This window comes from Pantoea sp. CTOTU50773 (genome assembly GCF_032082325.1).
Taxonomy (GTDB): domain Bacteria; phylum Pseudomonadota; class Gammaproteobacteria; order Enterobacterales; family Enterobacteriaceae; genus Pantoea; species Pantoea communis.
On sequence record NZ_DAMDQC010000035.1, the window covers coordinates 20,218 to 33,321 of the forward strand.

Genomic DNA, 13,104 nt, shown 5'->3' on the forward strand with positions numbered 1-13,104 from the left:
ACCTTGACGTCCGTATTCTGAGTTTACCAGGTAGGGATTCACTGCGTAATCGCCGTCGTCGTGAATAAGCGTTAACGTCTCTGGGGACTGTAATTATGCTGCAACTTTCGGTTATGCATCGCTTACCGCAACATTATCGTTGGTCAGCCGACCATGTCGGTGAAATTGAACGTCAGGAAGCGGTCAACGGTGTGCACGATGAAGATCTCGTCGCACTGCGTCTGTTAAGCCACGATGGCCATCCGGCGCTGGAAATTCTGCACCAGCTGCAAGAGACGTTGGCGCAGATTCAGGTCGATTGCAAAATTGCCCTGTGTGAAGGGCAGCCCTGTTTACTGATTCAGCGTGGCGATGAAAGCACTACCAACTGCTGCCTGAAAAATCAGGGCGTTGCCATCGCGGAAACCTTTGAAGGTCAGTGAGTTAACGATTCGCCCTGCGCGGAGGCTAAAAGCTGACGCGTATAATCGCTGGCCGGTGCGTTAAACAACGCTTCGCATTCTCCCTGTTCCACCACTTCACCCTGGCGCAGCACAATTAGCTGATGGCAGAGTGCGCGCACCACCTGCAAATCATGGCTAATAAACAGATACGCTAACTGGTGCTGCTGCTGTAAACGGCGCAGCAGGGTGAGAATTTGCTTCTGCACTGAGCGATCCAGCGAAGAGGTCGGTTCATCCAGCACGATTAATTGCGGCTCCAGAATCAGCGCTCTGGCAATAGCGATGCGCTGACGTTGACCACCGGAAAACTCTGCGGGGTAGCGTGAACGGCTTTCCGCATCCAGCCCCACTTCCTGCATCACGGCGATCACTTTCGCTTCCTGCTCGGCGGCACTTAATTCAGGGCGATGTACTGCCAGCCCTTCTGCAATCACCTGTTGCACCGTCATGCGCGGATTGAGTGATGAGTTAGGATCCTGAAATACCACCTGAATATGCGGGCGCAGCGGCAAAAGCTGCTTACGCGACAGGCTATGCAGCGGCTGGCCGTCAAACCAAATCTCACCGCGCGCAGCGATCAAACGCAGCAACGCTAAACCGGTGGTACTTTTGCCTGAACCGGATTCACCGACCAATCCGAGGCTTTCACCCCGGCGCAGCGTGAAGTTGAGATCGCTGAGCACGGTTTTCTCCGCCACGGCGCGCTGAAACAATCCGCGTTTAATCGGAAAGCCCACGTGCAGGTTTTTGACCTGCAGCAGCGGCTGTGCATCGTTAAGCGGCACAGGCTGACCATCCGGTTCGGCGGCGAGTAATTCACGCGTATAAGGATGCTCGGGCTGGCTGAACAGCGGCTTGCATAGATTGTGCTCCACTTCCCGACCCTCGCGCATCACCGTGACACGATGCGCCAGCTGGCGGACGATATTGAGATTGTGGGTGATGAACAGCATGCCCATATTCAGTTCGCGCTGCAGTTCACGCAGCAAGCGCAGAATTTGTGCCTGTACCGTAACATCCAGCGCGGTGGTGGGCTCATCGGCAATTAGCAGTTTTGGTTGCGTCAGTAACGCCATGGCAATCATCACGCGCTGACGCTCTCCGCCGGACAGCTGATGCGGGAAATCGCCGAGGCGTGATGCTGCATTGCGGATGCCAACGCGATCGAGACAGCTAAGAATTTCGCCGCGCGCCGCTTCTTTGCGCATCCCGCGATGCAGAGACAGCACTTCATACAGCTGCTTCTCAACGTTGTGCAGCGGGTTGAGCGACACCATCGGTTCCTGGAAAATCATCGCCATCTGGTTGCCGCGCAGGCCGCGCATCTCGCGTTCGCTGGCCTGCAAGATGCTTTGGCCATTGAATAGGATCTCACCTTGCGGATAGGTCACAGGTGGTTGCGGCAGCAGGCGCATAATCGAGAGCGCGGTGACACTTTTGCCTGAACCGGATTCACCGACCAGCGCCAGAGTTTCACCAGCCTCAATCTGCAGAGAGATATCTTCCACCACGCGCCGCTGATTGAAGGCCACGGCGAGATGATTGACGCTTAATAGGCTCATTTCACCCCCCGGCTGGGATCAAAAGCATCACGCACCGCTTCACCGATAAAAATCAGCAGCGAGAGGAGCAGGGCGAGGGCGAAGAAGCCGGAAAGCCCCAGCCACGGCGCCTGTAAGTTGTTTTTGCCCTGTAACAGCAGTTCGCCCAGCGAAGGGGAGCCCACTGGCAGGCCGAAACCAAGGAAATCCAGCGAGGTCAGAGTGGTAATCGAACCGCATAAAATAAAGGGCAGGAAAGTGAGTGTGGCTACCATCGCATTCGGCAACATGTGGCGCAGCATAATGCGTCCATCGCTGACGCCGAGCGCGCGTGCCGCACGCACATAATCAAAGTTACGTGTGCGCAGAAACTCCGCTCGCACCACGCTCACCAGGCTCATCCAGCCAAATATCACGGTGACCAGCAATAGCCACCAGAAGCCGGGTTGAATCACGCTCGAAAGCAAAATCAGTAAAAATAGCGATGGCATGCCAGACCACACCTCAATCAGACGCTGGCCAACTAAATCGACACGACCACCAAAATAGCCCTGCACCGCACCGATTACGATACCGATCACGCTGGAGAACAGGGTCAGCAAGATCCCGAACAGCAGCGAGATGCGCGTGCCATATAGCAAACGCGCCAGCACATCACCGCCATTGGCGTCGGTGCCGAGCCAGTTCTGCTTCGAAGGCGGAGAAGGGAAGGGCACATCGGTGGCGAAATTAATGGTGCTGTCACTGAAACGAATCGGTGCCCACAGCGCCCATCCCTGCTGATCGATCCGCTGTTTTAGCCACGGGTCCTGGTAATCGGCAGGGGTGGCAAAGTCGCCGCCAAAATCACTCTCGCTGTAATTGAACAACAGCGGCATATACCAGCGTTGCTGATAGTGCACCAGTAGTGGCTTGTCATTGGCCAGCAACTCCGCACCGAGTGAAAGCAGAAAAATCACCAGAAAAATCCACAGCGACCAGTATCCACGGCGGTTATAACGAAAGCGCTGCCAGCGTTGCTGGTTGATTAGCGATAAGCCCATTAGCGCCCCTCAAAATCGATGCGCGGATCGACCAGCGTATAGGTCAGATCGCTGAGAATGTTCATCAGCAAGCCGATCAGCGTGAAGATATACAGCGTGCCAAACATCACCGGATAGTCGCGCTGAATAGTGGCATCGTAACCCAGCAAGCCGAGTCCGTTGAGGGAGAACATCACTTCAATCAAGACCGAACTGGTAAAGAACATGCTGATAAAGGTGGCAGGGAAACCGGCTATCACCAGCAGCATGGCGTTGCGAAACACGTGGCCGTATAAAATACGTTTTTCATCCAGTCCTTTCGCGCGAGCGGTGACCACATATTGTTTGCGGATCTCATCGAGGAATGAGTTTTTGGTCAGCATAGTGAGCGTGGCAAAACCGCCGATCACCGTGGCCAGTACCGGCAGCGTGATGTGCCAGAGATAGTCGCCAATCTTGCTGTACCACGGCAACGTATCAAACTGCGGCGAGGTCAGCCCGCGAAGTGGGAACCAGTCGAAATAGCTGCCCCCGGCAAACAGCACAATCAGCATGATGCCGAAGAGAAAGGCCGGGATGGAGTATCCAATGATGATAAAGGTACTGCTCCAGATATCGAAAGCGCTGCCGTTGCGCACTGCCTTTTTAATCCCCAACGGAATCGAGACCAGATAAATGATCAACGTACTCCACAAGCCCAGGCTGATGGAAACCGGCAAGCTCTCTTTGATCAGCTGCAGCACCGAGGCGCTACGGAACAAACTGTCGCCAAAATCAAAACGAATATAGTTCCACAGCATTTCGCCATAGCGCTGCAGCAGCGGTTTATCAAAACCGTAGCGGTGTTTGATCTCGGCGATCACCTCAGGATCAAGGCCACGCGCGCCGCGATATTGGCTGTCGCCCGGATTATCATGCGCCAGCGCACCGCGCCCGCCGACATCTCCAGCACTACCCGAGGAAAAACCGGAGCTATGACCAAATTGCGCATTCGCCAGCGCCTGATCCACCGGTCCACCGGGCGCAATCTGCACGATAAAAAAGTTCAGGGTGATGATCGCCCACAGTGTGGGAATAATCAGCAGCAACCTGCGCAGGAAATAGGAACCCAAACCGCTCTCCTCAGCGTCTGTCGGCCGGCAATTGTGCGGCTTTGTTCACGTCATACCACCAGTTCTCTAACCCGGTTGCATACGCGGGTTTGATTTCAGGGCGGGAAAATTTATCCCAGTATGCCAGCCTCTGTTCGGCGTTGTACCACATCGGGATCATATAGGCATTCCATAACAGAATGCGATCCAGTGCCTGGCCCAGTGGCAGTAGCGCTTTTTCATCGCCCTGATGTTCGACGATCTCCTGCACAAAGTGATCCACGATGGGATCTTTCACCCGTGGCGTGTTCCACGAGGAGGCAATGTATTGCGACTGCCAACTGATACGTAAGTTGGTGGAGGGCCATGGATTGGCCTGATACAGCGTTGGGATCATATCGTAATCGCCTTCGCGTAAACGGCGCAGATACTGCGAGCTATCAATTTGCCGCAACTCCACCTGAATCCCCAAACGCTGCAGGCTATGCTGGAACGGCAGCGCCCAGTCGTTCTGCGTGCCGCTGCGCATCAGCAGTTCAAAGCGGAAGGGCTGTCCGGTCTTATCGTTTACCAGATGCTGATTCTTAATCTGCCAGCCCGCTTCTTTTAGTAGCTTCATGGCTTTTAGCAGATTGCCGCGATCGAAGCCGCTGCCATTGGAACGCGGCGGTGCATAGTCGTTGTTGAACACTTCAGCGGGCAGCTGCGCTTTGTACGGTGCCAGCAGAATGAGCTGGTCGGCTTTAGGGTAATCTTTGGCCGCATAGGCGGTGTTCTGGAAATAGCTATCAGTGCGTTTGTACGCCCCGTAAAACAGCGCTTTGTTCATCCACTCGAAATCGAACGCCAGCGTCAGCGCCTCACGCACCCGACGGTCAGCAAACAGCGGTTTTTCATTGTTAAAGGCCAGCCAGCGAGTATCGGTGGAGACGGTATTCGGCGTGGTGGCTTTCACGATGGCGTGGCTATCAAAGTTACGCCCGCGGTATTGCGTGGCCCACTTCTTCGCCGAACCCTCTTCGCGCAGATCGGAGGCGCCGGCTTTGAAGGCTTCAAAGGCGACATTGTCATCAAGATAGTAATCGTAGCGCAGCGTATCAAAGTTAAAACGTCCCCGATTGACCGGCAGATTTGCCGCCCAGTAGTTTTTCACCCGACTGTATTGAATGAACTGACCTGGCTTATAAGACGTGATGCGATAGGGGCCGCTGGAGAGCGGGGGATAGCCGATCGGCTCGTTGAATTTTTTATTCTGCCAGAAGGCTTGCGGCAATACCGGCAGCGTTAACCAGCTCAGGATCATATCCTTGTCCGGTTTCGGCATGTCGATACGCACGGTGAGATTGTTGAGCGCTTTCACTTCAACTCCACGGAACGCCACGCGGAACTGCGGCACACCTTCGGTCATAAATTTCTGGAAGGTGAAAGCGACATCTTTGGCGGTGATCGGGCTGCCGTCCTGAAAACGCGCATGCGGATTGATGGAGACTTCCATCCAGTGATAATCGCTGGGATAGCGGGCGGATTCAGCAATCAAGGGATAGTAGCTGCCAGGCTCATCATCGGAGGTGGTGAACAGCCCGTCATACAGCGTATCGGTGCCGACGCCAGGATTACCGCGTGAAGCAAAGCGATTGAAGTTATCGTAAGTGCCCACCACCGCGATGGTCATCTTGCCGCCTTTAGGCGCAGCGGGATTCGCGTAATCATAATGGGTGAAATTCACCACATACTTCGGTTCGCCCAGCTTGGCAAAGGCATAACTCTCATTGATGGTTTCCGCATGCAGTGGCGCGATGGCGCTACAAACCAACAACGCGGTGACAAGACGCAGCAGCATAAGTGGGGCGCTCTCCTTAAATAATCCGCACTGAATGGTAGCAGTTTCGTGACGATAGCGTGACGTTAACCGAGTGCTGCCTGACGTTGGTAATAACTGATCAGGTTTTCCGGACGCAGCGGGCGGCTGAATAAATATCCCTGCAGATGTGTCACCCCACGGTTCACCAGCCACGCTGCCTGATCGCCGGTTTCAACGCCTTCTGCCACGGTTTTGAGATTGAGCTTCTTCGCCAGCAGCAATACCGCGTCCAGTACCGGTGAGGTCACCGTTTCGGTACCAATACTCTGTACAAAACCGCGATCAATTTTGAGGTAGTCAAACGGATAGCGTTCAAGATAGATCAATGCGCTGTGGCCAGTGCCGAAGTCATCAATGGCAATTTTAATATCCTGCTCATGCAGCCAGGCAAAAATCTCGCCAGCATTTCTTTCGCCCACCATGGTGCGTTCGGTGATTTCAAAAACATAGTTGAAGTGGTCTTTTGGCATGTCGGCAATCCACTCCCGCACATGCTGACGAAAACTTTCTGATGCGAGATGCAGAGGGGAAAGGTTCAGGCTCATACGCGTGCCGCGCGGCAGTTGCTGGCAGAGGAACTTCGCATCGCGTGCCACCAGCTTAAACAAATGCTGAGTCAGGGGAATAATCAGATTTTGCGCTTCGGCGTTGCTAATAAAGGCATCGGGGGGAATCATTCCCTCGGTGGGATGTGTCCAGCGCAGTAGTGCTTCAACGCCATACGGTTGCCCATCGTGGGCGGTGACCAGGGGCTGATATTCAACATGAAACTGACCACGTTTAATGCCCTGCATAATCTCTTTGCCAGGACGCTGATACAGTGTCAGCAGCAGCCAGCTACCCGCACTCATAAACAGGGCTGAGAGGAGGCCGGTCAGCAGGATCAGATGATAATCGCGTTGCGCCAGCGTCGTACCGTACAGCACGAAGCGCATGCCATTATCTTTAAAACTCATTTCTTTCAAGGCTGGTGGTAAATCGTGGATGTTCACCACCTGATTCTTGCCACTCAGCAGGGCTTTATCGCCAATCACCAACGCCATACCGGTGATTTCGGGATGATAAGAAGCCAGCAGCTGATAAGGCGTCAGGCTGATATTCATGGTGGCGAGAATGCCGGTCTCAGCTGAGCCTGGATTCTTCATCCACAACGCCAGCGCCGGTTTGGTTGGCAAGAGGGGCGTGCCTTCCAGTAAGCGTAAATCGCGATCGCGCTCCAGTTCCGATTGTGGCGAAATATCATTCGCAGGCAGCAGAAAGGCGCCGGTAGCAGATGAACAATAGGCATTACTGTTACGTACCAGCAAAATCGCGCGGATATTGCCGGCAAAGGCGGCACGTGAAGTGAGTTCGCGGCTGACGCTACTGCATTCAAGCTGGGTGTATTGTTGCAATGGATAAAGGGTATCCACCAGGGTCGACATCACCTGTTGTAGATCGTCGCGGCTATGGATCAGCAACTGTTCATGTTGTTGTACTCGTTTTTGCCAGGTGAGCGTCAGCAGTACGATGACAAACAACAGAAAGAACACACCGCCGATGATCGCACTACTCCAGGCGATACGGCGCGAATAGGTTGCATGACGTTTTAACGTCCCCGACAGTGGCATGGAGTGCATTCCCCTTTATGGCGCCATTATTATTATGTAAATCGTGCACTACTGCTCGCTGGTGTCTGGCGTAAAACATTGCATCAGGACGGTTTTTTTCAGCCGACGAAGACGCAACAATTTGCTGCCAGTAAGCAAACGAGAATATAACGAGGAAGCGCGAAAAGTCTCGTTATATTTCTGATTCTCAATTACTTTTTATCTATCGGATTTGCGTTAAGAAACGGCAGGCGAAAAAAAACGCTGCCTGGGCAGCGTTTTCTGATTCTCTGGCTGAGAGGATCTTCAAAAGGATACGTTAGCTAGGGTTTTTAGCTAAAACCCTGCGGGCTTCACGGTAACGCGTTTTCCAGTAACTATCGTTTAAACTGGAGATCATCACACCACTGCTGGTGGACGCGTGAACGAAGTTATCGTTACCCAGATAGATGCCAACGTGTCGTCCGGTAGAACCGGCACGGAACAGCACTAAATCACCCGGGCGCAGTTTGCCGCGAGAAATCTCTTTGCCCGTATCCTGCTGTTCTGACGTTGAACGGGGTAAATCTAAACCGAACTGCTCGCGAAAGGTGCGCTGAACAAAAGCAGAACAATCAATGCCGCGTTTGGTGTCGCCGCCTAAGCGATAACGAACACCTTTCCAGTCACTGTACTGTTCCATGATGCGGGACTTAACGTCCACATTCTGCACCATTTGTTCAAATTCGTCCTGAGACGCTTGAAGTAAAAAACCATTCTGGTTGTTAACTTCATGATTCTCGTTATTCGCGTTCTGACCGTTATGCGTACTACTACATGCCGATAAGAGTGTTGCTAATGCTACTGCGGGAAGGATCCGCCTGAGGTATCTCAGTATTGGTTGAGACTTGACCATTATACGTGTGTTCCTTTGAAGTCCTTACGACACAATGTCGCCAGCCAGATGACAAAACGGGTTTGAGATTAATAAGAGCTAAGGCTTAAGACAATTCCTTAATTACTAAAATGTGTTAATGAACACATTTTTGTTGCATAAGGCACCGAATTTTATGCTGCACTCTAAGTAATCGCGTTTGAGGTTAACCGATTACAGACCGCGTGGCGAGTGCTTTTATATAAATTTTTATAGCTTTTATTGATGTGAAATCAATCCGTAACACAATGGTTACTTTATCAACGATTGGTAGCGATTTAATAGCCAATAAGGCGGGTTTTCAGGGGGTAATTCCGGCGCTAGGGCTGATTTTGAGAGGCTTCTGGCTGGACAAGCCAGGAAAAAGGCGATTGTTACGCGTTTTGCATCATAATGTTTTCTTTTAATAGAAAAACGTTAGCCTGCTAATAATGTATTTCTGAATTCGATAAGCGCGGATGATCGACTTTTCTACTTATTGTCATCCGCGCTTGACAATTATGTGCGTGGCTTATATTTCCCTGGCAGGGCGCGATTGAGCCAATTCACCAGTTTGTCACTGAGCGGAGTTAATAAACACCAGCTCAACCCCACCAGAATCACCGACATCGATCCCACCGCAATATCGGTAAACCAGTGAGAACCCGCCATCACCCGCGGCAGTGCAAATACCACCACAATCACTAAACCCACCAGGAAAGCGCGAAAGCCAAAATAACGCCACATAAAGCAGGCAAAAATAATCAGCATCATGCCGTGATCGCCTGGGAAGCTATTACTGGAGGCATCTTTCGCCGGAATCCCTGTCAGTTCACTCACGCGATGCACGTTGTCAAAGAACAGCGTTGGGCTGGCGTGTTGCACGGGGATCAAATGACCCAATTGATTGAGCACCACGGCGGTGAGCAGCATGGTGATACCAATGGCCAGCATGCGGCGGCGGCCCTGTGGCGTTTCACGACGCCAGAACCACAGATACAGCAGACCCATCGCCAGCAGCGATACCGCATCAAAGCCACGGTAATTGGTGATCGCCACCAGCAAAGCGAAACCGTGGTGATCCACCATCTTATCGTTAAAGCTAAAGAAGATGGCTTTATCAATACCAAACCAGAAACCATGGTCTGGCGGCAGATACCACGAGAAGAACAGCATGATCCCCAATGCATTCAGCAGCAGGATGGTGATTAAACGAGACGCGCGCATAAGAAATAGACTCAGAAAGAAAAATAACGGGGCAACCTAACGCAGCTAATTTAAACGAATCTTCAACAAGGATGATTGCAAAACGTTCCAGTCCACAGATTGGTGGTGGATTAACTCGATACGGCTGTCCGGCGGTGTGGTGGGGCGCGTTTCCATAAAGAAGTCGTCACCCTGACGATTAATGTTCACCAGACCGTCTGGTGTGCGCAGTACACCTTTGACGCGATCCACCGGTGCAAGCCGCGCCCACTCTAGCGCCGGGATGGTATCGAACACGGTATCACCATCAAAAATCCAGCCACAGGAAGCATAGCCCTGGCCTTCATTTAATGCACGGCGCCAACGTGCGGAACCCTCAAGTTTCAGTGCTGCCAGTCCTTTTGGACGTGAAGTATGATGATGATGGGCCGCTTCAGGAACCGCACGATCCGTCAACGCGGGCTGGCTGAGCAGGGCGGGGTCGACTTTACCCCAGGCCGACTCGACCAGTTGGCGATCGCCCAGGTTGTCCTGTTGCCACTGCTGCAAGCGCTGACGATCTTCCTCGCTCCAGCGATCGCTCTTATTGGCGACGATAATATCGGCGGCGGTCAGTTGATCGCGGAAGTTTTCATTCTCGACGACACGCGTGTCGGCTAACTGGCGCGCATCAAGCAGCGTGATGGTGGCATCAACCTGAATCCAGGGTTGATACACAGCGGCGCGCAGCATATCCAGCAGTTGTTTAGGGTGGCCAAGGCCGGTGGGTTCGATAATCAGACGATCGGGCTTATTTTGCTTTAACAGCATATTGAGTCCGACCTGCAGTGGCAGGCCGTTCACGCAACACATGCAACCGCCAGGAATTTCCTTCAGCGTGGCACCGCGATCGGCGAGCAGTGCGCCGTCGATGCCTACTTCGCCAAACTCGTTGACCAGAATCGCCCAATTTTCATTGGCCGGTTTATGGGCTAACAGATGCAGCAGAGTAGTGGTTTTGCCGCTGCCGAGAAATCCGGTGATTACATTAACGCGCGTCATTACAGGCTCCATTTTCAGGCGCGCGGACAACATACCCGGCGCGCACGACGTTGTTATACTATAACAACCTTCAGCGGCCGGATAAAATCGTGCGGTTAGTCCGCGCGACTCATATAGCGGCGTTCAGCCACGTGAATACGGATGCGATCGCCATTGCTCAGGTATTCCGGTACCTGGATCGACAAGCCGGTGCTCATGCCTGCGGGTTTGGTGCGTGCGCTGGCGGAAGCGCCTTTAATGCCTGGTGAAGTATCGACAATTTCCATGTCCACGGTCTGTGGCAGTTCCAGCGCCAGCACCTGACCTTCCATCGTTAACACCTGGATGCCAGGAATGCCGCCTTCAGGGATGAACAGCAGTTCTTCTTCAATCTGATCTTTCTTGAAGCTATAGGGCGTGTAATCTTCATCATCCATAAACACGTACTCGTCACCGTCTATATAAGAGAAGGTCACGGCGCGACGGCTAAGCTGAATGGCATCGATAATATCGTCACCCTTGAAGCGCTCTTCCACTTTCAGGCCAGTGCGCACGTCGGTAAAACGCATCTTATAGAGGGTGGCAGCACCGCGTGCGCTTGGGCTCTGGACATCAATGTCCTTTACCAGCAACAGTTTGCCGTTCCAGGTAACAGCCATTCCTTTTTTGATTTCATTTGCCTTTGGCATGGGGATAACTCGCTGTGAAAAGGTTAATGCGCGCCACGTTACTCGCGCCGTGAAAAACAGGCAAGGGAGGCAGTGTAAAATTGTTGCCCGCGCATGGCATTCCCGTCATCAGCCTGCTATTGTCGCGACGAAATCCTCAGGAGCGCATGATGTATTGTCGTGACCAGTGCGGTGCCTGTTGCACAGCCCCCTCAATCTCTTCCCCGATTCCCGGCATGCCCCAGGGCAAACCGGCCAATACCCGCTGCGTTCAGCTGGATGACAATCAGCGCTGCAAAATTTTTGGTTCTCCGCTGCGTCCCGCAGTCTGTGCGGGTTTACAGCCCAGCGCAGAGATGTGCGGTAGCAGTCGCGAAGCCGCGATGACCTTCCTGTTACAACTCGAAGCAGATACCGCGCCTTAAATTGCTGACGCGGTGCTGAAGAATTTGCCTTATGTGACCCATGCGTTACAGCAATGACGTCAGCCGTACAGGCCTGAAAAATCTTAAATCCGATCTGAAGTGTGCGGAACATCAAAAATCTGCTACGCCGATCGCGCATTTTCTTGCCTGCTTTCTCATGCTGTACCATATTCCCTGAAACGTTTCAGCGTTGTCCTCTCGGTAACCCCCGAGAAGTACAGCGTAATTTTTCGCCATTAAGCTGAAACGATTCAATTTCAGCAAGCGAGGAGAAATATGTTCCAGCTCGACGTTCAGGCCATCCATACCGGTGCCAGTGCACAAAATAAAGAAGAGGCTATCCGTCAGGTTGCCGCTGCGTTAACCGCAGCCGGTAATGTGTCGGAAGGCTACGTTAACGGCATGCTGGCGCGCGAACAGCAGACCACCACCTTCCTGGGTAATGGTATTGCCATTCCGCATGGCACCACCGATACGCGCGATATGGTGCTGAAGACCGGCGTACAGGTTTATCAGTTCCCGCAGGGCGTGGAGTGGGGTGACGGGCAAACGGCTTATGTCGCCATCGGTATCGCGGCAAAATCAGATGAACATCTTGCGCTGCTGCGTCAGCTGACTCACGTATTGAGCGATGACAGTATCGCAGAGCAGTTGAAAACCGCCTCAGCCGAAGATCTCCGTGCCATCCTGATGGGTGAAAAGCAGGCGGCTGAGTTCAAATTCGATACCTCGCTGATTGCGGTTGACGTTGCAGCCAGCGATCTCATCACCTTGCAGGCGCTGAACGCTGGACGTTTACAGGCAGCAGGAGCTGTTGAAGCGGCGTTTGTGGCGGATGCGATTTCGCGTACGCCGCTGAGCCTCGGACAGGGCATCTGGCTGAGTGACAGCGCCAATGGCAACCTTGGTAGCGCCATTGCAGTCAGCCGTACCGCCACGCCATTCGTGCATCAGGGCGAGAATGTGGCGCTGCTGTTGACCGTGGCCGCCACTGACGATCGTCCGCTGGAAGTGCTGGGTTATCTGAGCAATCTGCTGCTGAGCAACAAAGCTGAACGTCTGATGAAAGCCGACGCGGCAGGCATCCTGGCGCTGCTGACCAGTGAAGTGGATGAAAGCGCGGATCAACTGGTGGCTGAATTTACTATCCGCAACGAGCACGGACTGCACGCACGTCCGGGTACTGCGCTGGTTACGGTCATTAAACAGTTCAACAGTGACATCACCGTCACCAACCTTGACGGCAGCGGCAAACCGGCCAACGGACGCAGCCTGATGAAAGTTGTCGCGCTGGGCGTGAAAAAAGGCCATCGCCTGCGCTTTACCGCCAGCGGTGAAGATGCACA

General features: G+C 53.2%; 12 protein-coding genes. 3 read left to right on the top strand and 9 right to left on the bottom strand.

Annotation, left to right across the window (positions count from 1 at the left end; translation table 11 throughout):
• The first annotated feature begins 95 nt into the window (after positions 1 to 95).
• Positions 96 to 422, top strand: a complete 327-nt coding sequence (locus tag RT340_RS08080; RefSeq protein ID WP_160833471.1) for a hypothetical protein — start codon at positions 96 to 98, stop codon at positions 420 to 422.
• On the opposite strand, the gene yejF is transcribed toward RT340_RS08080, so the two are convergent.
• The 9 genes from yejF to yeiP form a co-directional block, all read right to left on the bottom strand.
• Positions 416 to 2,005, bottom strand: a complete 1,590-nt coding sequence (yejF, locus tag RT340_RS08085) for a microcin C ABC transporter ATP-binding protein YejF (RefSeq protein ID WP_313375257.1) — start codon at positions 2,003 to 2,005, stop codon at positions 416 to 418. The two genes, RT340_RS08080 and yejF, sit on opposite strands and share 7 nt — an antisense overlap.
• Positions 2,002 to 3,027 (bottom strand): ABC transporter permease, encoded by a 1,026-nt coding sequence (locus RT340_RS08090; RefSeq protein WP_211728237.1) that lies wholly within the window; start codon positions 3,025 to 3,027, stop codon positions 2,002 to 2,004. Before RT340_RS08090 ends, yejF begins: the two co-directional genes overlap by 4 nt.
• Positions 3,027 to 4,118, bottom strand: a complete 1,092-nt coding sequence (locus RT340_RS08095; RefSeq protein WP_034824974.1) for a microcin C ABC transporter permease YejB — start codon at positions 4,116 to 4,118, stop codon at positions 3,027 to 3,029. Before RT340_RS08095 ends, RT340_RS08090 begins: the two co-directional genes overlap by 1 nt.
• A 10-nt stretch (positions 4,119 to 4,128) precedes the next feature.
• Positions 4,129 to 5,937 carry an extracellular solute-binding protein gene (locus tag RT340_RS08100; RefSeq protein ID WP_313375262.1) on the bottom strand — a complete coding sequence of 603 codons (1,809 nt, stop codon included), beginning with the start codon at positions 5,935 to 5,937 and terminating at the stop codon, positions 4,129 to 4,131.
• A gap of 65 nt (positions 5,938 to 6,002) precedes the next feature.
• The gene (locus RT340_RS08105; protein ID WP_313375264.1) at positions 6,003 to 7,568 is read right to left on the bottom strand and encodes a cyclic di-GMP phosphodiesterase; all 1,566 of its coding nucleotides are present in this window, start codon (positions 7,566 to 7,568) and stop codon (positions 6,003 to 6,005) included.
• 298 nt (positions 7,569 to 7,866) lie between these two features.
• Positions 7,867 to 8,442, bottom strand: coding sequence for a bifunctional murein DD-endopeptidase/murein LD-carboxypeptidase (gene mepS / locus RT340_RS08110; protein ID WP_034824970.1), 576 nt, complete (start codon positions 8,440 to 8,442; stop codon positions 7,867 to 7,869).
• A 516-nt stretch (positions 8,443 to 8,958) separates the two neighbouring features.
• On the bottom strand, positions 8,959 to 9,666 hold the full coding sequence (locus RT340_RS08115) for a phosphatase PAP2 family protein (protein ID WP_097116604.1): 708 nt from the start codon (positions 9,664 to 9,666) through the stop codon (positions 8,959 to 8,961).
• Between the two features lie 45 nt (positions 9,667 to 9,711).
• Positions 9,712 to 10,686 (bottom strand): GTP-binding protein, encoded by a 975-nt coding sequence (locus RT340_RS08120; RefSeq protein ID WP_313375267.1) that lies wholly within the window; start codon positions 10,684 to 10,686, stop codon positions 9,712 to 9,714.
• Positions 10,687 to 10,781: 95 nt separating this feature from the next.
• The gene (gene yeiP, locus RT340_RS08125) at positions 10,782 to 11,354 is read right to left on the bottom strand and encodes an elongation factor P-like protein YeiP (protein WP_034824964.1); all 573 of its coding nucleotides are present in this window, start codon (positions 11,352 to 11,354) and stop codon (positions 10,782 to 10,784) included.
• 149 nt (positions 11,355 to 11,503) lie between these two features.
• Here yeiP and RT340_RS08130 point away from each other — a divergent pair, with 149 nt between their 5' ends.
• Positions 11,504 to 11,758 carry a YkgJ family cysteine cluster protein gene (locus RT340_RS08130; protein ID WP_097116606.1) on the top strand — a complete coding sequence of 85 codons (255 nt, stop codon included), beginning with the start codon at positions 11,504 to 11,506 and terminating at the stop codon, positions 11,756 to 11,758.
• Positions 11,759 to 12,034: 276 nt separating this feature from the next.
• The coding region (gene fruB, locus RT340_RS08135) for a fused PTS fructose transporter subunit IIA/HPr protein (protein WP_313375270.1) at positions 12,035 to 13,104 on the top strand (1,070 nt) is incomplete at its 3' end.